Raw genomic sequence first — 21,661 nt, 5'->3', positions numbered from 1 at the left:
GGTCAGTTCTCGGTCTGGGGGGCCGGGCCGAGGTAGCGGAACGCGCCGTCGCGCACTCCGTAGAGGTGGGCGGTCAGCCCCTTGAGCCGGTAGCCCTCGCCGAAGGCGTAGTCGCGGGAGACGCCCTGGTACGAGGAGGCGGCGATCTTTTTGACGAGGGCGGACCGAGCGGGGGGCCGGTTCTTCCGGGCGAGGGCGGTGACGGCGGCGAGGACCAGCCCGGCCGCGTCGTAGGCCTCGGCGGCCCAGGGGGCGGGGGTACCGCCGTACTTCTTGCGGTGCGCTGCGGTGAACTCCTTCGCGGCGGGAGCCGTCGCGCCGACGCAGGGCGAGACGAACTCCCAGCCCTCGGCGGCGGCCCCGGCGTCCTCCAGGAAGCGGGCGCCCATGGTCGTGTGCATGGCCATGCGGGGGCCCTTGTAGGGGGTGGCGGCGAGCGCCCGCGCGGCGCGGGCGGCCCCGGCCTGGTCCCCGGCGTGGAAGAAGGCGTCGCTGCGGTGCGCGAGCAGGTCGGCGACGACCGGGGCGAGCTCGCGGGTGCCGGCGGGCACCACGCGCGGGTAGGTGGTCCCGTCGGTGGTGGTGACGACGATCTGGTTGAGGAAGTAGCCCGCCTGGTACGCCTGCTGGCCCCCGGCCCGGTCGAGGAGCACCCCGAGCCGTTGCACGTCGGGCCGGAGGACCAGCCGGTTGCGGATCGGGTACGCCAGCACGGCGTCGGAGGGGACCGCCTGGAAGAAGGACCTCATGGACCGTGCGGCAAAGGCGAGTTGCTGGGACGACACGGTGACGAGCGGCAGCATCGCCTCGTCGTAGGTTCCGAGCACCGCGGTGGTGACGGGGTCGTCGGTGGGGCCGACGACGGCGAGCACGTCGCGGTCCCGGGCGAACCGTTCGGCGGCGCGCTTGCCCCCGGCGGTCGCGCCCCGGTCGTCGATCGCCTTCACCCGCAGCGTGAACGGCTTGTCCGTACGGGAGTTGAACCGGTCGACCGCGAGCCGCACCCCGCGTTCCTGGGCCCGTCCGACAGCCGCCCGGGGCCCGGACAGGTCGGCCTGTACGCCGATGGTCCAGGTCCGGGGGCCGGTCCCGCCGGAGCCGGCGGCGTCGTCGTCGCGCAGCCATTCGCGTACGGCGAAGGCGCCGCCGCCCGCGACGGCCACCGCGCCGGCGCCCGCGAGGAGGAGCAGCCTGCGCCGGGCCGGGGCGGGGGCGCGGGTCCCGGGGTCGTCGGCAACCGTGGCGTCGATGCCGGGCAGGGCCAGGGGCGCGGCGGACCGCTCGGCGATCAGCCGTACGACGTCCTCGGGCAGCCAGTCGACCGAGCCGTCCGGGGCGTCCTCGGCGATCCGTTCGTCGAGTGCGGCGGCGGTGGGGCGGGCGGCCGGTTCCTTGTCGAGCATGGCGCCGATCAGGGCGCGCAGTTCGGGGTCGTCGATGCCGCCGAGATCCGGTGCCTCGTGGACGGTGCGGTAGAGCAGGGCGTCCACGGCGCCGCTGCCGAAGGGCAGCCGCCCGGTCGCGGCGTACGCGAGGAGGCAGCCCAGCGAGAAGACGTCACCGGCCGGTCCGACGGCGGCGGCGCCCTCGGTGGCCTGTTCGGGGGCGAGGAAGCCGGGGGTTCCCACCACCAGGTCCGTCGCGGTCAGCGCGGTGGCGTCGGTGACCCGTGCGACGCCGAAGTCGATCAGCCGCGGCCCGTCGGCGCCGAGCAGGACGTTGCCGGGCTTGACGTCGCGGTGGACGAGCCCGGCCGCGTGCACCGCCGCCAGGGCGCGGGCCAGCAGCCGGCCGAGGACCCGGATGCTCCGGGCGGGCAGCGGGCCGCATCGGGCGACCGCCTCGGACAGTGCGGGGCCGGGCACGAACTCGGTGGCCAGCCAGGGGCGTTCGTCCTCCGTGCCGGAGCCGGTCACCCGCACCGCCCAGGGGCTGTCCACCCGGCGGGCGGCCTCGGCCTCGCGGCGGAAGCGGACCCGGAAGTCGGCGTCCCCGGCGTGTTCGGGCAGGATCACCTTGACGGCGGCCAGTGCGCCTTCGGCGGTCCGGCCGAGGTAGACGGCGCCCATGCCCCCGGCACCGAGGCGTCCCAGCAGCCGGTGTCCGCCGATCCAGGACGGATCCGAGGGCCGCAGCTCTTCCATGCGTCTCAGCCCTTCTTCCTGATGTTCTCGCTCAGCCGGACGAGCATGGCGCTCTGGGCCTGGAAGGCGACGGAGTCGATCTCACCGCTCGCCCATCCCTTGGCACCCTTGGCGGTCACGGCGAAGGTGAACCGGAGAATCCGGTCCTGGGACCAGAAGTACGGGTGGGGGCCACCGAGTTCGTCACTGCGGTACTCGCCGGACTCCATCAGTGAGTCGTCCGAGTTGGTCTGGTTGGCCTCGCCCCGGTCCAAGGCTCCCGCGCCGAGTCCGCCGATGAACTCGCCCCGGCGCAACTGCTGGGTCGGGCAGCGCATCGACTCCTCCAGCGATCCGGCCATCTCCCACCGCGCGCCGTCGTCCGTGCGGTGGACGGTCACGATCGCGGCCAGCCGCAGCGGTCCCTTGCCCTTGGCGGCGGGCACCTCGAAGGAGCGGGTGAGGGTGGCGAGGATCCCGCGGCCCGGATCGCCCTGCTGCCACACACAGTTGCTGTCGAGCACCGGCCAGGTGTCCGGGCCGCTCTCGTACGGGGTGCGCGCGACGACCCCGGGGCCGAAGTCCTCGGGGTTCGCGATGACCTGCCCGATGAGGCCGAGGGCGGCTTTCCGCGTGGTGGGCAGCCGCGCCGGGTCGGCGTCGACGACGGGCCCGGCCGTGGCGTCGGGGTTCTCTCCTCCGGTGGCGGTGGCCTTCGGGGCGCTCGGCCGTTTCTTCGCCGCGTCCCCGTCCCCTCCGTGGCCCCCGCCGCACGCGGTCGCCAGCAGCAGCGGTACCGCCACCAGGGCTCCGTACCCGCGCCACCCGCGTATCGGCCCGCCGCGCACCACGATCGACCACCTCCGTATCCCCGAAGTCGCGTCGATCCTATGAGTACGGAAGAGGGGCTGCCGGTTCCCGGGAAAACTGTTGCGCCGGCAAGACGTCCGGGACTCCCGGACGAACGCCGCCATCGGTGATGCATCGACAAGTCAGTTGACTCCCAACCGAGTTGTCTTCACCGATAGCGGCGTACGGAGGTGTTGTCCGGGCTACTTCCCCTCGGCCCCGTCGGGTTCCGGGTCGGTGGACAGCCGGGCGTGCAGGTGCTCGTCGTGGTACTTGCCGTCGCCGAAGCGGTGGGAGTCGCGCAGGGTGCCCTCGGGGAGGTAGCCGCAGCGGTCGGCCACCCGGCAGGAGGCCTCGTTGCCGACGGCGTGGGCGATCTCGATGCGGCGGGCGTCGGCCGTCGCGAAGCCCCAGCTCGTCACCGCCCTGGTCCCCCGGGTCGCCAGGCCCCGCCCGCGGGCGGCCGGCAGCAGCCAGTAGCCGATCATCGCCAGCCCGTCCTCGCGGTCGACCCAGCGCAGGTTGACCCCGCCCAGCAGGGTGCCGTCGGTGGCGTCCAGGGCGGCGAAGGGGGCGGCCGCGCCGCGGTCCCACACTCCGTCGCGCGCCTCCACCCATGCGCGGGCCGCGTCACGGTCGGCGATCGCGATGGGGTTCCAGAGGGCGATGTCCGGGTCCGTCCCGGCGGCCACCAGGCCGTCCAGCACGGCTGCTGACTCGGCGTCCTCCCGGGCCCAGGGGCGCAGCACCACGTCTCCCAGATCGAGGGTGGTGCGGACAAAGGTCTTGCGGTCGACGGGGCCGGGGTTCTGGGCGGCCTGCGGAGAGGAGGAAGTGCTCATGGCCCCCTTTATAAGGGGGACAGTAAAGCTCTGGCCAGCGATTTTCTCCGGACCGGCGGTGCGACCCGGGCGGCACCGCGCCGCACACCGGAGTCGGCACCGGGGCGCGGCGCGGCGGGCCTCCCGGGTCACATGCCGGACGGCGGGGTCAGGAAAGCGCCAACTCCGTTACGTTGACCGCCTCCAGGACCCAGGCCGCACTGAGACCGCCCTCCTTCACCCGGGCGTTGCCGTTGCCCTTGAGGACGCCGATGCGCTTGCCGGACAGCGCGATCTGGACGGCCTGGTCGTCCTCGTGCACCCAGGTCGCGCCGAGGCCGCCCTCCTTGACGTGAACCTTGCCGTCGTCCTTCAGGATGCCGATGCGGTCGCCGGACAGTTCGAGCTGGATGACATCGTCGGCCTCCCGCACCCAGGAGGCGCTGAGGCCGCCCTCCTTCACCCAGGCGACGCCGTTTCCGGCGAGGACGCCGATGCGCTTCCCGGCCAGGTCGATGCCGATGGCGTTGTCGGACTCCCTGATCCAGGAGGCACCGAGACCGCCCTCCTTCACCCACGCCACCCCGTCACCGGTGATGACACCGATGCGGTTGCCGGACAGCTCCAGATCCTTGACCTTGACGGACTCCTTGACCCAGGCGGCGCCGAGGCCGCCCTCCTTCACATAGGCGTCGCCGTTGTCCTTGAGGACGCCGATGCGGTCGCCCGACAGCGCGATCTGCTTGACGTCCGTGGCCTCCTTGACCCAGGCCGCGTTGAGACCGCCCTCCTTCACCCAGGCCACTCCGTCACCGGTGATGACCCCGATGCGCTTGCCGGACAGGGCGATCTGCTTGACGTTCCCGGACTCCTCGACCCAGGGCGCGTCGAGACCGCCCTCCTTCACATGGGCGTCACCGTTGGCGCGCAGGGTGCCGATGCGGTTGCCGCCGTCGCCGGAGACCGTGCCGGGCGCCGCGCCGGCCGTGGCCGCGCCGGTGAGACCGGCCAGGACCAGGACGGCTGTCGCCGCGGAGAGAGTCTTGAGGTTCAACGGAGTAACTCCTCTGCTCGGATGACCCCTTGGGCCCGTCGAGCGGCGCCCTCGGGGGGAATCGATCGATCCGCAGACGACCAACGACCGATGGGGCGGCCGGTGCCTGAGCCATTGAGGTGAGCCCGGCGCACTGAACAAACGTGCCGCGCCCCCGAAGTGCGCTGTCAGGACACGTCGTTGAGGAGGTGATGACCTGCGGGAGTGATGGTGTGGAGGGCCGTGCTGTGATGCCGGGTGGTACGGGTGAGGCCGACCGGCGAAGTCCGCCCGCGATGCGTGGCGTACTGGTGAGCCCGACTGATCACCGAATCGACCGAGACGGCCCGGTCGACTGTGACAGTCCAGTTGACCGAGACGGTCCAGTCGATCTCGTCGATCGAATCCGCCTGAACCGTCAGTTGCCCACCATCGTCATACCGTCGTGACCTGCACATCCGAGAGATCGCCACGACTTGGCAATCGCCCTGGCAACAACCCCACCCCAAGCGGAACGTCGAGCGTGTGCAAGCACGAAACAGACGAAGCCCCCGACCGTCGGTGTGTTGAGTGAGATCTCTACCGAACCCGGGGCGGTTCATTCCCGGCTTCGAGGAGCGCTCCGCTGACCTTTTCGATCTTGCCTGCGCGGGTGCCGGCCACAAGGCCTTGACACTGACTCCGGCTTCCTCAAGGGCCTTGAGGAAGCCGATGGGGACGTCGCCGCATCTCCGGCGACGTCCCCACATGACGCTCTTCCCTGCCCCTGCTCGCGCCCGAGAGCGCGCAGGGAGGTCTACAAGGAGTGATACTGGGCGTACATGGAGGCGAGCGCTCGGGGATCGTCACGCACGTCCAGGAACTCAAGAACGAGCGAGAACAGACGGTCCACAGCCTGTCGCTCCTGTTTCTGCTCCAGACGTAGATTCTCAAAGCCTCGGAATCTGAGATCTGGCAGCGCCTCGGCAAGAACCCTTCCCAGCCAGTGCTGACTGGAGAGTTCCCCATTGCGTACGGCCAGCCACTCATGGAACCCGCGGAGCAGGCCTCCAGCACGCGCCTGGTCGAATCCCATGATGAACATGGCAGTTGGGTGGTAGGTGCCGCTCAACCCGTACATTTCCTGCCTGTCGCGGACGTGCTCAATGAACTCCTTGTCATTCATTGACCCTCCTAGAATCCGAAGTCGATTTCGTTGGCCCGTGCCCATCTGGCCTTATACTCGGGAATGGTTTCTCCTCCTCGCGCTGTCCAGGCATCGTAGACCCTTCCGTTGAGTACCACGACAACGTGGTTGTACCAACCCGAATCCCTGCCGCGGTAATTGGGAAGAAGCAGCGAGGTGTTCGGCCGGGGCTTGATGGTTCTCAGCTCGCCCTCCCCAAGGCTGTCACGGATCCGCCGGGCGCAAGCCTCGCAGCCAAAGGAGTCGGGTATATCCTCTACGTCCTGGGGAAGTCCTCGGACGTCGTGCTCGAAGCACGGAATATCACCGGACGATGCTAGTGCGACCCGAGTTACACCTGCGGTCCTGCTGGCAATCTTGCAGCCGCGCTTCAGCAATTTCAGGGCATCGAATGCCTTTTCCAGCGCCTTGAGTTTGGCACCGACTAGGACGTCTGCTGCGAGTGGCCAGCAGTTTTCGAAGTCTTTGTTTTGCATGCATGCTTCGAACTCGCCGAGGCCGGCGAATTCCTTGGCGACCTCCAGCGAATGCTCCAGGGCGTCGCCGATTTCTTTGCCATGTTCGAGGATTTGGCAATCGATCGGGCTTTGCGTGCACCAGCGGATGTAGTCCTGCGGATCGCAGGGAACGATCGCCTGCCCGCAGCGGTACAGCTCTGCGGCCCGTTGGCCGGCTTCGTTCTTCTCCTTGTTTTCGACGGCGGCCTTGCGCCGTGCTTCTTCCTCCTCCCGCTTCTTCGTGACTGCGATGGTGAACGCTTCGGTGGCTGCAGTGAGTGCGTCCTCCGCGTCCTTGCCGGCGGCGATCGCCGAGTTCCGGGCCTGGTCGGCGGAGTACCAGGCGCTGGACGCGTGGACCTGGGCCATCTCCGAGGAGAGCGTGGCGTCGGCTGCCGAATTCGCTGCGTCGGACGCGGCAATGTTGGCGCTGTTCGCGGCGTCGCGGGCTGTCTTGGCGGATGAGGCCGCACTGGCTGCGGAGGCTTCGGCGTCCTTGGCGTGCTGTGCTGCCTCGTCGGCGTAGCCCTGGGCCTGGGTCGCGAACGCGTTGGCTTTCGCTGCCCAGTCGTTGGCTTCGGAGGCCGCCTTGCGGGCGAGGGCGGCGACCTTCTGGGCGGTCGCGGCGTTCTGCTGCGCGGTGGCCGCGATCTTCGCCGCGTCCGCGATCAGCTTCTGGACCTGCGCCTTGTGGGTGGCGTTGAGGAGGTCCTGGCGCTGGGCCTTGTACTGGCCGGTGGCGATGAAGGCATGGAGGGTCTGCGGGGAGCCCTCCAGCGCGATCCGGGCCGCGGACTTCACCTCCGGGCCGCCGGAGGAGACCAGCTGCGCAGCCCGGACTCGCTCGTCCTGGGTCCGGGCGGTGTGCTGCGTGTCGGTCAGGAAGGCGCTGTACTTCTTCGGGTCGCCTGTGGCGAGAGCCTTCTGACCGGCTTCGGTAAGAATCGGTCCGGCACCGTCGACGGTCTGGGCGATGGCAACGCGCATGCCCTGGGCGGCAGCCTGGTACTGACCGTTGTCGATGAACTCGGTGATGGCGGCGGCGTCGCCGTCCAGTGCGGTCTCGGCCGCCTCCCGTACTTCCCTGGCCGAGCTCTCCTCGGCGAGCCGCTCGACGTAGGAGCGGTCGTCCTGCTCCTTGGCCGTGGTCCAGCCGTTGCGCAGGTAGTCGATGACCACGTCGTCGGGGCCGGCGAGTGCGGCCTCGGCGGCGGCCCGGCCCCACGCCGTGCCGTTCTTCATCACGAGCACGGCCAGCTTGCGCCCTTGGCCGGCGACAGCCTTCAAGTCGGCCCCGGGCTCGGCTGCCACAGCGACCAGCCGGTCCCGCTCGGTATCCCGGTCCTTCACCGCCTGCTGGAACTCCGCCAGTTTGGCGATCCGGGCGTCGTCGGCCGCTTTGTGGTCCCTGGCAAGCTCAATGCCCTCGTTGGTACGGCCGAGCAGTTCCTCGGTCTCCACCTCACGCGCAATCGCGTATATCTCCTGCGCCTTGAGCACGGCGCTACTTGCGGCGTTCGCGGCCTCCGTGGCCGCGTTGGCGTGTGTTGTGGACTTCGTGGCTGCCTGTGCCGCGTCGCCGGCGTGATCGGCGGCGTCATCAGCTGCCGCGGCCGCGTTGTTCGCGTGTGTGGCCGCCGATTTAGCCGCGTCGCGGGCTTCGCGTGCGGCGGTGGCGGCCTTGCGGGCCAGATCCCTGGCGGCAGCCGCGGCACGGTTGGCCTCAGCGGCGTGGCGCTTGGTGGCCGCGGCCGCGGCGCGCGCCTCGGCGGCAGCCGCGCTGGACTGGCCGGCGTAACTGCTCGCCTCGATCGCGGCATCGGCCGCAAGGTTGGCATTGGCGCCCGCGCCGATGGCCGAGTCTGCGGCATCACCGGCCGCGTCGGCGGCGATCGCTGCCTGATCCGCGGCATCGGCGGCCAAGGCGGCGCCCTTGCCTGCATTACGGGCGTTCTCCGCGGCCGTACGGGCGGCAGCAGCGTTGCCCGCGTCCACCGCGGCGTCAGCGGCCGCGTTCCGCGCACGCGATGCTGCCTGCGACGCGCCTGCCGCCGCAGCCGCAGCCTGAGACGCGGCGTTCGCCGCGACACGTGCGGAATTGTTCGCAGCCCGAGACGCGTTGATCGCCGTCTGCGCGGCACTGGCGGCCTGGGAGGCGGCCTTGGCGGCGCGGCTCGCGGCACGGGCCGCCTTGTCCGTGTCGTCCTTCGCGGCCTCCGCCTCGGACGCCGCCCTCAGCGCAGCTTCCTTCGCCAGCTTTGCGGCCTCCACCGCCTTGGCCGACTCAGCCTTGGAAGCCGCGGTCTCCACAGCGGCCTGCCTGCCCGCTTCCTTCGCCTGCGCAGCCAACTGCGCGACAGTGGCCTGCTCCTGGTCCTTGTCCCGGGCGACGAACTGCCCGACCGTCAAGAACTCCCTGATGTCCTCGGCCCCACCGTCCAACGCCAGCCGGCCGGCGGCCCGCACATTTGTGCCGCCCACACTGATGACCTGGACGAGCTGCACCCGCTCGTCCTGCTCACGCTGAACGAACTGTCCCTCCTTCAGGAACGCGGCAACATCCTCCGGCGAACCGTTCAGAGCAGCCCGACCCGCGTCCTGCACGTTCGGCCCGCCCGCATCGATGACCTGCGCCACCTGAACCCGCTGATCCTGCTGCATCGGAGCTTCCCAGCCCCAGCTGAGGAAGATCTCGAGGTCCTCTTGCGACCCTGCGAGGGCCGTCCGTGCGGCAGTCAACAGCTCGGGGCCGCCTACTGATGCGATCTGGGCGGCGCTGACACGCTCGTCCTGAAAGGACAGCTCGTCCACGGCCGTCAGGAATGCCTCAAGTTCGGCATCACTTCCGGTCAAGGCAGCTTCGGCGGCCGCTCTGACCCCGGGGCCTCCTTCCCGCCAGTAGTCGACCACACGACCACGGTCGGTCGGCGTCGCCTCCGCCAGGGCCGCGACCCCTTCTGTGCCGGACGCGAGGGCGGGTGGGGAGCTGAGGAGGCCGAATGTGAGGGCCAGGGGCAGCAGGCCCAGGACCAGGGCCCGTATCGCGCGACGTATGCCCCTTTTGTGGCCAGGTTTGGTGAATCTTCGTTTCACGGATTCTCCGCCTCTGATTTCGGCAACTCCCGTTGCCGGTTTTCGAATATCGGCCCGGTGATCATAGGGGAAACCCGTGCACGTCACGCCCTGACTGCCCTTTTTCTAAACCGTGAGAGCGCACAAGAAGTATCACTTTTCGGCCTGTTTCTTGGCTTGCCGCGTTCACAGACCTTCACCCAGGACTCCCCCGCCGGACGGCTGTGCACCAGCCGCAGGCAGGCAGGAACGGCAGAACGAAATACACCATTGCACGCAATCGTGCGCACTTGACCAAACGGACATAAGCGAAGACAGTTACCCGAAACGGCAACATTGCGTGCAGCGCGACCGTTTGACGCCCCGTCACCGAGCAGCTAAGTTACCCGTACATCTTTACTTTTCCTACACACGACCAGGGCGGGGGCCTCCGAATTTGCAGGCGTCACGCCTGAAAGGAATACCGGTGGCTTTCCGTAAACGTACGTTGTTTATTTCAGGGGCAATAGGCGCCTTGGCGGCACTGGTCGGAGTGCCTTTCGCCTTCGCCTCCGAGACCACCGCGTCCGCAGTAAGTGAAGAGGCTCCGCCGTCAGCGGTCGAGGACTTCTCCTATCCCGGTGCCGCCGACATCCTGGCGACCAAGGGCATCGAGCTGAAGAAGGGCGACGGCCACGTCCTTCTCGCTGACTGCGACCCGGCAGCCGAGCAGATCAGGGTCCTGACCGTCAAGGACGACACTGTCGGCCGCGCCGGTACCTACTGCTTCCGGGCCACCGGCAAGACGGGGTACGTCACCCTCTCGCTCCCCCGGGTCTTCGCACTGGAAGCCGCCGACCACCCCTTCAGCGCCGACCTCACCGCCAATGGCGAGACGACAACGGTCGATGTCGCCCAGAACGGCTTCGAGTCCGTCGGCGAAGGCACCGTCGGCGGCGCCCGCTCCGTGCTGGTCGAGATCCGCGTCACCGGATAACCCGGCGTCAGCCCTCCCCGTCCTCCGACATCTCCCGGTGCGCAACACCTGAAGGACCTTCGCATGCCTGTCAGACCTACTCGCAAAGTGCGAGCCATATCGCTACTGGCCGCTGCAGCCGCAGCCGGCGCCCTCACCCTCACCACACCTGCCCAAGCCGTCATCGGTGACGCGGTCGCCGACAACACCTATACCTTCACTGCGAGGATCGATGTCGGCGGGGTGCGGGCCTGCTCGGGCACGCTCCTGAACAACCAGTGGATGGTCACTGCGGCAAGTTGCTTCACCGAGGACCCGGCTCAGTTCGCCACGCTGCCCTCCGGGGCGCCCGCACTGAAGTCGACCGCGACGATCGGTCGTACCGACCTGACCGGCACCACGGGCGAGGTCCGGCAGATCACTCAGCTGATCCCGCGTACGGACCGGGACCTGGTCCTGGCCAAGCTCGACTCCCCCGTCTACGGGGTGAGTTTCCTGCACCCCGCAACCACCGCCCCTACCGCAGGCGAGGCGCTCAGGGGCACGGGTTACGGGCGCACCAAGGACATCTGGGTGCCCGACCGGTTGCACATGGGGTCGTTCACGGCCGGCGTGGTGGAAGCCACTGCTCTGGGTATCGATGGCGCCCCCGTCTGCAAGGGGGATACCGGCGCGCCGGTCTTCCGGGAGAAGGATGGCCGCCCCGAGCTTGCCGCTGTCGCTTCCAGGTCCTGGCAGGGCGGTTGCCTGGGCTCCGTTGAGACCAGGACCGGCGCTGTAGCGAGTCGTGTTGATGACATCCGTGCCTGGCTCACGGAGAACACTGCCTCTACTCTGAACAACTGGAACTTGCAGATGCTTGCCAGGACGAGCACGGGGCTGTACCACGCCATGCGTAACAGCAATGGCGACTGGACCGGGTTCGGCGACGTCCAGAAGGTCGCCGGCAGTATCGAGGATCTCGCCTACGCCGCCGACGCCGCGATCAAGGGCAAGAACTACGTCTTCGCCGTCAGCGGCGACGGACACCTCTACGAAACCAACCGCCGCCCCACCGGAGGCTGGGAAGCCTTCCGCGACATCACCGACGAAGTCGGCTCCAAGCCCGGACTGACCAGCGTCGCGGTCACCTCCACCGGGTCCGGCCTGGCACTCATCGGCCTCGCATCCGGCCGCATCTACCACGCCACACAGGACGCGGACGAGAACTGGTCCAAGTGGGGTGACGTCAGCGCCAAACTCGGTGTGCTCGGCAACGCCACCCAGGTGACCACCGCTCAGACCTCTGGCGGAGACACGCAGATCGGTGTCGTCGCGGACAAGAAGGCCTACCACGCCACCCGTCGCTCCGACGGCACCTGGAGCGCATGGGGGCACATCAGCAATCTGCCCACAGGCCTGGCCGTGATCAACGGGATGGCCTTCGCCGGCACCGGCAGCGACCTCCAGATCATCCTCACCAGCCCCACCGGCGGCAAGAAGCACGCGATCCGGGCCGACGCCACCGGCAGCTGGAGTTCCTTCGGCGACCTCGGCAGCAGGCTCGGCACAGAGGCGACCATCAGCGTCGATGCCGCTAGTGTCACCCGCGAATTCCAGGCCGCTGTCGTCACCGCCGATGGGAAGATCAAGCACATCCTGCGCCACGACAACGGCAAGTGGGACGCCGTGGACCAGGTCGCCGGCTACCCCGGCACACCTGCCGGCGTCGCCCTGACCGGCAGCGCCGACTGACCACACGCTCCCACAGCGCCCGCACGAGCCTCTGGGAAATCCCTCCGGCCTTGGCAACGAGGCCGGAGGACAGAGCCCACTGCTCACAACATCATCCGCACCCTGTCGAATGCGCTCCGATCACCTCCGGCACATTCTCCGGACAAAGCCTCTTCGGTACACCACCCGAGCAAAGGAACGCCACGTGCCCATCAGACCACCCCGTCGTGTGCAGGCCACCGCACTACTGGCCGCAACTGCCGCGGTCGGTGCGTTGACCATCGTTACGCCGGCGCAGGCCGTCGTCGGTGACACCGTCGCTGACAACATCTATACGTTCGCCGCGAAAATCGATGTCGGCGGTGAGCGTGCCTGCACCGGCTCCCTTGTCGACGCCCAGTGGGTCCTCACCGCCAGCAGTTGCTTCGCCGCCGCCGGACAGCCGGCCTTCCCTGTACCCGCCGGCGCACCGGCCGAGAAGACCATGGCGACCATTGGCCGCACCGACCTGACGGGCACAGCCGGCAAGGTCGTCGAGATCACCGAGCTGGTGTCCCGGACGGACCGCGATCTGGTGATGGCCAAGCTCGCCGAACCTGTCACCGACATCGCCCCCGTGGTACTGGCCACCAACGGGCCGGTGGCAGGTGAGACATTGCAGGCCGTGGGTTACGGTCGCACCGCGAACTCCTGGGTTCCCGACCGCCTGCATGCCGGGGCCTTCGCCGTGACCCAGACCGACGCCACCACCGTCGCCGTCACCAGGGACGGCGGCAGCATCTGCAAGGGTGACGCAGGCGGTCCCGCGCTGCGAGAGAAGGACGGCAGGGCCGAGCTCGTCGCCGTCCACAGCATGTCCTGGCAGGCCGGCTGCCTGGGATCGAACGAAACCCGCAATGGCGCCGTGGAGACCCGCCTGGACGACCTCGGCGAATGGATCCAGCAGATCCGCGCCTTGCCTCAGGAGAGCCAGGTCACTTCCGGGGACTTCAACGCCGACGGCAAGGAGGACGTAGCCGCCTTCTACGACAACGGCACGTCGCCTGAGGGCAAGAACAGGTCATCGCTCTTCGCCTTCTACAGCACAGGCACCGGCTTCGGCGCACCCAAGAAGGTCTGGAGCACTCCCGGCGGCTTCACCTACGCCTTCAGCAAGCTGGCTTCGGGCGATTTCAACGGAGACGGCAAGGACGACATCGCCGTCCTCTACGACGGAGGTACCTCGGACACCGGCCGGGTGTCCTCGCTCTACACCTTCACCAGCACCGGCACCGGATTCAGCAGCCCGCGCAAGACGTGGACCAGCTCGGGCTCGTTCAACTGGGACGCCTCGAAGGTCACCTCCGGCGACTACAACGGAGACGGCAAGGACGACATCGCCGTCCTCTACAACACCGGGAAGTCGGCCGACGACAAGTTCATCACCTCGCTCTACACCTTCAACGGCAACAGCACAGGCTTCGACGACCCGCGCAAGACGTGGACCAGCTCGGGCTCGTTCAACTGGGATGCCTCGAAGGTCACCTCCGGCGACTACAACGGAGACGGCAAGGACGACATCGCCGTCCTCTACAACACCGGGAAGTCGGCCGACGACAAGTTCATCACGTCGCTCTACACCTTCGCGAGCAACGGCACCGGCTTCAACTCGCCCAACAAGACCTGGACCAGCAGCGGGTCCTTCAACTGGAACGCGTCGAAGGCGACCTCCGGCGACTACAGCGGGGACGGCAAGGACGACATCGCCATCCTCTACAACCGAGGCACGGCAGCTGACGGCAAAGCCGCCACGTCACTCTTCACCCTCACCAGCAACGGCACCGACCTCGCCGCCCCCCGCGAAGTCTGGGCCAGCACCGGCGCGTTCAACTGGAACAACAGCGGACTGACATCCGGCGACTACGACAAGGACGGCAAGGACGACATCGGCGTCCTCTACCGCGCCGGAACCACTGCCGACGGCCGCCGGATCGACTCCCTGTTCACCTTCACCAGTACCGGCACCGACATCAAGGCACCGGCCAAGCACTGGACCGGCAGCGTCATCTAACCGACAGAGCCTGCCGCCAGACATCAAGCCCACGCCCGTGCCGGCAGCGCGAGCACCCCGTTCGTCCACCTGTAGGGGCAAGGACTTCTGTCCGCCCACATCTGCTGCGGCCCCCAACCCCGGGCGCTGCTCAACGATGTGGGCATCCCCATTCTTGTGCTACATGCCCGTCCGGAATCCACGGAGCGACAACCTCGTCACCGAACCGCCGGATATCGGCCGCATCCATCGGCGGTCCTGGCGACACTGTTGGGCTGCACCGCAAAGCAACTCGCCCAGATCCTTGTCCGACACGGCTACGACCTCGCCCCGCTCACGGGGCCGCGGAAACGTAGCGTCAGTGCGACACGTCCAGCACCACACGGCGTCAGTACGACACGTCCAACTCGGCCCGGACCGTCTTGCCCGGGGGATTCCGGTCCAGCACCGCCCATCGGTCGGCCAGCGCGTCGACCAGGACGAGTCCGCGCCCACCGTCCGAGCCGGGCGGCGGCACCACCAGCTCTCCCGGACCCGGGGGCCGCCGCTCGCCCCGGGTGTCGCTGACCTCGATCCGCAGTACGCCCCGGGCGCCTCCGACGCCCGGCGAGTGGCCGAGCCGCAGCTCGAAGTCCCGCCCCGGCACCAGGCCGTGCGTCGCCGCGTTGGTGACCAGCTCGGCGACAATCAGCTCCGCCGTCTCCGAAGCGTCACTGCCGTACGGGATGCCCCAGTCGTGCAGCACGTGCAGGGCGAGATGGCGGGCGAGCCTGGCGCCGCGCGGTGTGGAGCTGAAGCGCTGCACGAACACACGTACGGTGACCGGCGGTTGAGGGGTAGCGGGTGCTTCCATGCCCTCACCATGACGACCGGAGCCCCCCTGGACCAGCAGCAGAACCCGTACGCTCGGTCAGCGTACGGGTACGGACGGTGGACAGTAGGGGTAACGGTCCGTGACGATGGACGCGTTGTCTGCCGGTAGAGGCACGGAGCGCGGCGAGTACGGAGGTGGCCGGACATGACGGACGGCGTGGGCACGACGGGCGGGGCGGTGAGGTCGGGCGGGGAGCCCGAACCCACGGAGAGCCTGAGGACGTTCGGGGAGATCGTCAAGGTCTTCCGCAAACGGGCGCTGCTGACGCAGGAGCAGTTCGCGCCGCTGGTGCAGTACTCGGTGCCGACCGTCGCCTCGATCGAACAGGGCCGCAGGTTCCCGCCGTTGCCCTTCGTCGAGCGCTCCGAGACCGTGCTGGACGCGTTCGGGGCCATCAGGGCGGCGGCGAAGCACCTGTCCCGGCGGCCGGGCATCGCGAGCTGGTTCCAGCAGTGGGCGAAGCTGGAAACCGAGGCGATCAGCCTGTTCACGTACGAGTGCCGGTTGGTCCCGGGGCTGTTGCAGTCGGAGGCGTACGCGCGGACGCTGTTCCTCAACCAGCTCCCGATGCTCGAGGACGAGCAGATCGAGAAGCAGCTCACGGCCCGGATGGACCGCCAGCAACTGCTGCGGGAGCGGACCCACACCAACTACAGCTTCATCCTCGAAGAACATCTCTTTCTGCGGCGCACCGGCGGCACCCGGATCACCCGGGAGGCCATCGACCGCGTTCTCGAACTCGCCGAGCTCCGCAACGTCGAGCTTCAAATCATGCCGCAGGTCCGCGAGAACCACGCCGGGCTGGACGGCCCGATCCAGTTGTTGGAGACACCGGAGCACAAATGGCTCGGCTACAGCGAGGGGCAGAAGTCCGGCCAGCTCCAAGTCGACCCGGCTGTGGTCAGTGTGCTCCAGATGCGGTATGCCAGGATGCGTTCGCAGGCTCACACCCCCGAGGACTCCGTGGGCCTGTTGCAGCGGATGCGAGGAGCGCTATGAACACCACAACAGACCTGACCTGGTTCAAGAGCAGCTACAGCGGCGGCGACGGCGACTCCTGCGTCGAAGTCGCCCTCTCCTGGCACAAATCCAGCTACAGCAGTGGGTCCGGCGACGACTGCGTGGAGGTCGCCACCTGCCCCACCACCGTCCACGTCCGGGACTCCAAGGTCGAGCAGGGCCCGCAGCTCGCCCTCTCCCCCACCGCCTGGACCGGCTTCGTCACGTACGCGGTGGGCACCGCGCACGTCTGACGCACCGTGCCGCGTACCGGAGCGATTCCGGTACGCGGTACGGCCGTTCGGCAGGGCGCGCGGGGAGGCGCGCGCCTTGATAGCGTCGCTCCCGCGATCGCGGTTCCCGCCTCCCGCCGGGGTCGTCGCCGTGCGTCGTGCGGCCCGCCCCGAGGGGCACGGGGAGTTCCGCGGCAAGGACGAAGAGGGCCCGACGCATGAGTTTCGCGCAGTTGCACTACACCTCTGCCGCTGCCACCTCCGCGGACGACGACGGGGGCGGCAGCGGCGCGCGTTTCACCGCGGTCAGTGCCGGGCTGCCCACGCAGGTGCTGGCCGAGGCCGAGCAGCTCCTTCGCTACGAGCCGCCCGCCGACGCCCCGCACCGGCCGACGCCCGACCAACTCCGTTCGCTGCCCGAGGCGTTCAGCTTCGGGGACCTGCCGGACGGCGGGCACCTGTTGTCCCGCGCGGTGGCGTTCGCCGGGCACGGCGCCCTCGGGTTCCACGCGCACGCGGTGCACCTGCCGGCCGGTGCGCGGCTGCCGGGCGGCGTTCTGCCGATCACCGCCTGGCGGTCGCCGAGCTGGGCCTCCACCCCGCCGGAGGGCGGCACCCCCGACCGGATATCCGCGCTGCCCGCCTCCGCCGCCTCCGGTCCCGAGGCGCTGAACGACTTCGCGGTCTCCCGGAGCCCCTGGCTGGCGGCGGTCTTCGCCGATCTGCGCCGGGTGTGCGAGGACCCGGCGGCGGGACGCCTGGTGCTGGTGGAGCGGCACAGCGCCGATGTGGCCAGGTGGATCGCCCTCGCCTCGGCGGTGCTCCCGCCGGACGACGCGCACCGGCTGACGTTCACGACGTACACCCGCCGTCCGGCGCGTTCCCCGTACCGGATCGTCGGTGTGCTCCCGCAGGACGCCCCGCCGGCGGACGGCCCCGACGCGCTGCGGGTGCACGACTGCACGGGCGCCCGGCCCGGGGAGCCGGTGGACGACGCCTGGGCCGAGACCTGCGCCCGGATCTGGCGGAACCGGTCCCCCGAGCTGTTCCGGGCGGCGGCCGAACTGCCCGGCGGGCCGTTCGCCGCCGGTCCGCTCGCCGTGACGGCGCTCTGCGCGGACGTTCCGCTCGGGCCCGGGGAGCGGGCCGCGGCGGCCGAGTGGGCCGCCGAGCGGCCGTACGCCCTGGACGAGGAGCACACGCACCGGCTCACCGACGCGCTGAGCGACCCGGACATCGACCGCACGCCCCGCGAACTCGCCGCCGTGGCACGCCTGTTGACCGCGCTCGACGGACGGGCCCCGGCCGCCGTGACGGGTTCCCTCGGTGCCCTGCTGGTGACGGAGGCGGTCTACGGGGGCGACGTCCTCGTGACTCCCCCGGGGCGCTCGGTCTTCGCCGGTCCGGGCGGGGAACGCGTCGCCGCGGCGCTGGTCGGGGCCGTCGGCGGCGATCTGCGCACCGAACTGGCCACCGGCGGGCCGGCGGCCGTCCCGGACGCCGCCCCCGGCCGGAGCGTGGGGCGCACCGTTCAGCTGCTGCGCATCGCGCGGCTGCTCGACGTGGACTGCGCGGACCTGCTACCCGCCGTCGTGGGCCGGATGGCCCGGTCCCTGCTGGAGGAGGGGGCGGGCGACTTCGGTCCGGTGCTGCTCGACCTCCTGGACGAGCAGTTCGACGTGCGGACGGCACTGCTCGGCGAGCTGGACCGGCTCGCCCCGTACGACCCGTCGGGGACGGAGCGGCTGCTGTCCGGGGTGGCGCTGCCGTTCACCGGGGCGCAGGCGCTGCCGCACCTGCGGATGTGCGCGGCGGCCCCGGACGCCAAGGCGGGCGGCGGTGACGACCGGGTGGGGGCGCTGCACGCGGTGCTGCGGGCCGGCGGGATGTCGCCCTTCACCGAGCCGCTGGTGCTGCGTACGGCGATGGGGCTGGTCTGGGGCGACGGCACGCCCACGGCGGGCGAGGCCCGGCAACTGCTGGCCGCGAGCACCTCCGACGCGCACCGGGCGGCCGGTACGTGGTCCGTGCTCGTCGCGGCGGCGCTCGGTGCGCCCGGTGACGACGTGGAGGCCGCCGAGCTGGCCCATGACCTGTTGCGCGGTTTCCCCGGGGAGATCGACGCTCGGGGGCGCGGCGCCCTGTTGCTCCTGGAGTTCGCGCGGGAGCTGCGGTCGGGCGCGGCGGAGCCGGACTGGGCACAACGGGCCCGGCGGCTGTGCGCGGCGGCCGAGCCGGTGGAGCCGGGCGTCCGCGAGCAGGCGCTGGGGGCGCTGGCGCAGCGGCTGCTGTCCCCGGACCGCCCGGAGGCGGAGCTGTACGCGTTCGTCCACAGCGACGACGCGGATCTCCTCGCGGCCTACGGCAGGGCCGCCCGGCAGGACGCGGTGCTCGCCCGGCTGCGTTCGGAGCCTGCCTACGTCGCCGACTGCTTCGCGGTCTGGAGCGCCCATCCGCACGCGGGCCCCGCCTGGGGCGAGGTCCGGACGGCGCTGCTGGAGGAGGTGCTGCGCCCGGTGGTCCGCGCGCTGCCCGCCGACGGGGCCGCGGCGGCCGAGGAGGCGGCCGGGCGCATCGGCAGCAGCCGTACGGCGGAGGCGTTCCGGGCGTGGAGCCGGCCGGGGGGTTTCGGCAGGCGGCTCGGCAGCCGGCTGACGGCCCGGGTGCGGCGTTCGTAGCGTCGTTCGTAGCGGTATGCGCGGCGGGCCGGGGCCGTTCCCGCCGGGTGCGGCATTCGTAGCGGCTCCTGGAGCAGTGCGCGGCCACGCTCCGGGGCCGTTCCCCGGCGGGTCCCCGGGGCTCCCCCGGGAGTCCGCCGGATGCCCGGGAGGGGTGGTCCGGAGTTGCCGGTACCGTGGGGCGTACCGATCTCGTGTGCTCCTGGCGGGCTGCGTGACATGCCTCAGGAGGAGCAGATGACGACGAACCGCGGACGCAAGGACGTCATCCGCGACCGGATGGCCGCGACCGGCGAGTCGTACAACGTCGCCGCACGGCATCTGAAGGCGATGAAGGACATGGGCGCCACCCGTGAGGCCGTCCTCACCCAGCGCTGGCACCCCGCCGAATCGCCGGACCTGCCGTGCCCCTGCGGCAGCACCTGCGAGCCCGGGGAGCGGTGCGGGCGCTGCCACGCCCTGCACCGGCACGTCGCGCGGTATCCCGGCAGCGTCACCGACGTGGAGACCTGGGCGGACCGTTACGACTGCACGGGCTGCGCGTCCTCGTACGTCCTGACCGTGGTGCTGCCGGGCCGCCCGTGGGGCATTCCCGGGGCGGCCCCGGCCGGGCCCGGGGAGCGGGCCGCGCGGGCCGTGGTCTTCCCCGGCGTCGCCCATCCGCTGCTGCGGCCGGTGGCCACCGGGGACGAGGACCCGAACGGGGGCGAGGGCTGACCGCCCGGCCCCGCCCGGGGCGTGGCGGCCGTCAGTCCCCGGTGGGCGTCAGGCGCAGCGAGATCGAGTTGATGCAGTACCGCTGGTCCGTCGGGGTGGGGTAGCCCTCACCCTCGAAGACGTGACCGAGGTGCGATCCGCAGCGGGCGCAGCGGACCTCGGTGCGGACCATGCCGTGACTGCGGTCCTGGACCAGCTCGACCGCGTCCGTGTCCTTCGGGTCGTAGAAGGACGGCCAGCCGCAGTGCGACTCGAACTTGGTGTCCGAGCGGAACAGCTCGGCGCCACAGGCGCGGCAGGAGTAGACGCCCTCGGTCCTGGTGTCGGTGTATTCACCGACGAAGGCGGGCTCGGTGCCGGCCTGGCGCAGGACCGCGTACTCGGCCGGGGTCAGCTCCTCGCGCCATTGCTCGTCCGGCTTCTCGATGTCGTACGACACGTCGCTCCCTCAGCTCGACAGGTGGTCCAGGATCTGCGGGCCGAGGTCCGTGACGTCGCCCGCCCCCATGGTGAGAACGAGGTCGCCGGGCTTCGCCATTCCCGCGATGACGCCGGGGACGGCCGTCTTGTCGCTGAGGGGGGTGACGTCGGCGCCCGCGGCCCGTGCGGCGTCGATGATCAGCTCGCTGGTGACGCCGGGGACCGGGTCCTCGCGGGCCGGGTAGATGTCCAGGACCACGGAGGCGTCGGCCAGCGCGAGGGCCTGCCCCATCTCGGTGCCGAGTTCCTGGGTGCGGGAGAAGAGGTGGGGCTGGAAGACGACCAGGATCCGGGCGTCGGCCGCGGCTCCGCGCATCGCCTCCAGGTCGGCGGTCATCTCGGTGGGGTGGTGCGCGTAGGAGTCGATGACCTGGACGCCCGCCGCCTCGCCCTTGAGCTGGAGGCGGCGCTTGACCCCGGTGTACTTGCCGAGGGCGGAGGCCAGGTTGTGGGCCGGGATGCCGAGGGCGACGCCGGCGGCGAGGGCCGCGACCGCGTTGAGCGCGTAGTGCCGGCCGGGCACGGAGACGGTGAAGGTGAGGTACTTCCCGCCCAGGAGGACCGTGACCTCGCTGGTCAGGCCGCGCGGGGTGATCCGGTGGACGCGCACGTCGGCGGAGTCGGCCTCGCCGTAGGTGACCACGTTCGCCCCCGCGCGCTCGCGCACGCGGGCGGTCAGCTCGACGGCACCCGCCTGGTCGGCGGAGATCACCAGCGTGCCGCCGGGGACGATCTTGTCCGTGAAGGCCTCGAAGGACTCGTGGATCTCGTCCATCGAGGCGTAGTTCGCGTGGTGGTCGAGTTCGACGTTGAGGACGATCGCGACCTCGGGGTCGTACTTCTGGAAGCTGCGGTCGCTCTCGTCCGCCTCGGCGACGAAGATCTCGCCCTCGCCGTGCGTGGCGTTGGTGCCGGGACCGGCGAGGTCGCCGCCGATGGCGTACGAGGGGTCGAGGTTCAGCTCGGTCAGGGCGACGGCCAGCATCGAGGTGGTGGTCGTCTTGCCGTGCGTACCGGCCACCGCGATGGCGCGCAGGCCGCCCATGAGGGAGGCCAGGGCGTCGGAGCGGTGCACCACGGGGACCGACAGTTCGGCGGCGCGCACCAGCTCCGGGTTGTCGGGGCGGATGGCGCTGGAGACGACCACGCACGAGGCGTCGTCCGCCAGGTTCCCGGCGGCGTGCCCGATGTGGACGGTCGCCCCCAGCGCCCGCAGCGCCTCGGCGGTGTCCGACTCCTTGGCGTCACTGCCCGCGACCTTGGCACCGCGCTGGGCGAGGATCTTCGCGATGCCCGACATTCCGGCGCCGCCGATGCCGATGAAGTGCGGCCGTTCCATGGCGGCAGGAATACCGGGTGTCATGTGGGGTCCTCCGGGGGCTGGGCGTGCTTTCGGTCGCGG

General features: G+C 70.3%; 16 protein-coding genes. 7 read left to right on the top strand and 9 right to left on the bottom strand.

Annotated features, from left to right (window positions below; translation table 11 throughout):
* Positions 1-2: 2 nt before the first annotated feature.
* The 6 genes from OCT49_RS28355 to OCT49_RS28330 all read right to left on the bottom strand — a co-directional run bounded on the left by OCT49_RS28355 (position 3) and on the right by OCT49_RS28330 (position 9,419).
* Positions 3-2,144, bottom strand: coding sequence for a bifunctional serine/threonine-protein kinase/ABC transporter substrate-binding protein (locus OCT49_RS28355; protein ID WP_283854628.1), 2,142 nt, complete (start codon positions 2,142-2,144; stop codon positions 3-5).
* Positions 2,145-2,149: 5 nt separating this feature from the next.
* Positions 2,150-2,926, bottom strand: coding sequence for a hypothetical protein (locus OCT49_RS28350; protein WP_283854627.1), 777 nt, complete (start codon positions 2,924-2,926; stop codon positions 2,150-2,152).
* Between the two features lie 249 nt (positions 2,927-3,175).
* Positions 3,176-3,814, bottom strand: coding sequence for a GNAT family N-acetyltransferase (locus OCT49_RS28345; protein ID WP_283854626.1), 639 nt, complete (start codon positions 3,812-3,814; stop codon positions 3,176-3,178).
* A 148-nt stretch (positions 3,815-3,962) separates the two neighbouring features.
* Positions 3,963-4,847: a peptidase S1 gene (locus tag OCT49_RS28340; RefSeq protein WP_283854625.1), complete on the bottom strand. Its 885-nt coding sequence runs from the start codon at positions 4,845-4,847 to the stop codon at positions 3,963-3,965.
* A 775-nt stretch (positions 4,848-5,622) separates the two neighbouring features.
* On the bottom strand, positions 5,623-5,991 hold the full coding sequence (locus OCT49_RS28335) for a hypothetical protein (RefSeq protein ID WP_283854624.1): 369 nt from the start codon (positions 5,989-5,991) through the stop codon (positions 5,623-5,625).
* 8 nt (positions 5,992-5,999) lie between these two features.
* Positions 6,000-9,419: an ALF repeat-containing protein gene (locus tag OCT49_RS28330; protein ID WP_283854623.1), complete on the bottom strand. Its 3,420-nt coding sequence runs from the start codon at positions 9,417-9,419 to the stop codon at positions 6,000-6,002.
* A 694-nt stretch (positions 9,420-10,113) separates the two neighbouring features.
* Here OCT49_RS28330 and OCT49_RS28325 point away from each other — a divergent pair.
* From OCT49_RS28325 to OCT49_RS28315, 3 genes are all read left to right on the top strand, one after another.
* Positions 10,114-10,557 carry a hypothetical protein gene (locus OCT49_RS28325; protein WP_283854622.1) on the top strand — a complete coding sequence of 148 codons (444 nt, stop codon included), beginning with the start codon at positions 10,114-10,116 and terminating at the stop codon, positions 10,555-10,557.
* Positions 10,558-10,644: 87 nt separating this feature from the next.
* A complete protein-coding gene (locus OCT49_RS28320) occupies positions 10,645-12,270 on the top strand; it encodes a trypsin-like serine protease (protein ID WP_283854621.1) in 1,626 nt (541 codons plus the stop codon).
* A 184-nt stretch (positions 12,271-12,454) separates the two neighbouring features.
* The gene (locus OCT49_RS28315) at positions 12,455-14,299 is read left to right on the top strand and encodes an FG-GAP-like repeat-containing protein (protein ID WP_283854620.1); all 1,845 of its coding nucleotides are present in this window, start codon (positions 12,455-12,457) and stop codon (positions 14,297-14,299) included.
* A gap of 367 nt (positions 14,300-14,666) precedes the next feature.
* Here OCT49_RS28315 and OCT49_RS28310 read toward each other — a convergent pair whose 3' ends face one another.
* Positions 14,667-15,131 (bottom strand): ATP-binding protein, encoded by a 465-nt coding sequence (locus OCT49_RS28310; RefSeq protein ID WP_283854619.1) that lies wholly within the window; start codon positions 15,129-15,131, stop codon positions 14,667-14,669.
* Between the two features lie 165 nt (positions 15,132-15,296).
* Between OCT49_RS28310 and OCT49_RS28305 the strand changes: the two genes are divergently transcribed.
* The 4 genes from OCT49_RS28305 to OCT49_RS28290 all read left to right on the top strand — a co-directional run bounded on the left by OCT49_RS28305 (position 15,297) and on the right by OCT49_RS28290 (position 19,779).
* On the top strand, positions 15,297-16,151 hold the full coding sequence (locus OCT49_RS28305; RefSeq protein WP_283854618.1) for a helix-turn-helix domain-containing protein: 855 nt from the start codon (positions 15,297-15,299) through the stop codon (positions 16,149-16,151).
* Positions 16,148-16,405, top strand: coding sequence for a DUF397 domain-containing protein (locus tag OCT49_RS28300; protein WP_283854617.1), 258 nt, complete (start codon positions 16,148-16,150; stop codon positions 16,403-16,405). Before OCT49_RS28305 ends, OCT49_RS28300 begins: the two co-directional genes overlap by 4 nt.
* Positions 16,406-16,602: 197 nt before the next feature.
* Positions 16,603-19,062, top strand: coding sequence for a GTPase-associated protein 1-related protein (locus OCT49_RS28295; protein WP_283854616.1), 2,460 nt, complete (start codon positions 16,603-16,605; stop codon positions 19,060-19,062).
* A 237-nt stretch (positions 19,063-19,299) separates the two neighbouring features.
* Complete coding sequence (locus tag OCT49_RS28290; RefSeq protein ID WP_283854615.1) at positions 19,300-19,779, top strand: hypothetical protein; 480 nt, start codon at positions 19,300-19,302, stop codon at positions 19,777-19,779.
* Positions 19,780-19,810: 31 nt separating this feature from the next.
* Here OCT49_RS28290 and msrB read toward each other — a convergent pair whose 3' ends face one another.
* Entirely contained in the window at positions 19,811-20,218 is a 408-nt protein-coding gene (gene msrB / locus OCT49_RS28285; protein WP_148840022.1) for a peptide-methionine (R)-S-oxide reductase MsrB, read from the bottom strand.
* Between the two features lie 9 nt (positions 20,219-20,227).
* The gene (gene murC, locus OCT49_RS28280; RefSeq protein WP_283854614.1) at positions 20,228-21,622 is read right to left on the bottom strand and encodes a UDP-N-acetylmuramate--L-alanine ligase; all 1,395 of its coding nucleotides are present in this window, start codon (positions 21,620-21,622) and stop codon (positions 20,228-20,230) included.
* Positions 21,623-21,661 lie beyond the last annotated feature (39 nt).

Source organism: Streptomyces sp. ML-6, assembly GCF_030116705.1.
Taxonomy (GTDB): domain Bacteria; phylum Actinomycetota; class Actinomycetes; order Streptomycetales; family Streptomycetaceae; genus Streptomyces.
The sequence above is the reverse complement of the archived record's forward strand: the minus strand, read 5'-3'. Positions and strand labels throughout refer to the sequence as shown.

Excerpts from the sequence above, each read along its gene's own strand:
- OCT49_RS28355 (WP_283854628.1), bottom strand. The coding sequence starts at position 2,144 with ATGGAAGAGCTGCGGCCCTCGGATCCGTCCTGGATCGGCGGACACCGG.
- OCT49_RS28345 (WP_283854626.1), bottom strand. The coding sequence starts at position 3,814 with ATGAGCACTTCCTCCTCTCCGCAGGCCGCCCAGAACCCCGGCCCCGTC.
- OCT49_RS28335 (WP_283854624.1), bottom strand. The coding sequence starts at position 5,991 with ATGAATGACAAGGAGTTCATTGAGCACGTCCGCGACAGGCAGGAAATG.
- OCT49_RS28310 (WP_283854619.1), bottom strand. The coding sequence starts at position 15,131 with ATGGAAGCACCCGCTACCCCTCAACCGCCGGTCACCGTACGTGTGTTC.
- OCT49_RS28305 (WP_283854618.1), top strand. The coding sequence starts at position 15,297 with ATGACGGACGGCGTGGGCACGACGGGCGGGGCGGTGAGGTCGGGCGGG.
- OCT49_RS28300 (WP_283854617.1), top strand. The coding sequence starts at position 16,148 with ATGAACACCACAACAGACCTGACCTGGTTCAAGAGCAGCTACAGCGGC.
- OCT49_RS28295 (WP_283854616.1), top strand. The coding sequence starts at position 16,603 with ATGAGTTTCGCGCAGTTGCACTACACCTCTGCCGCTGCCACCTCCGCG.
- OCT49_RS28290 (WP_283854615.1), top strand. The coding sequence starts at position 19,300 with ATGACGACGAACCGCGGACGCAAGGACGTCATCCGCGACCGGATGGCC.
- murC (WP_283854614.1), bottom strand. The coding sequence starts at position 21,622 with ATGACACCCGGTATTCCTGCCGCCATGGAACGGCCGCACTTCATCGGC.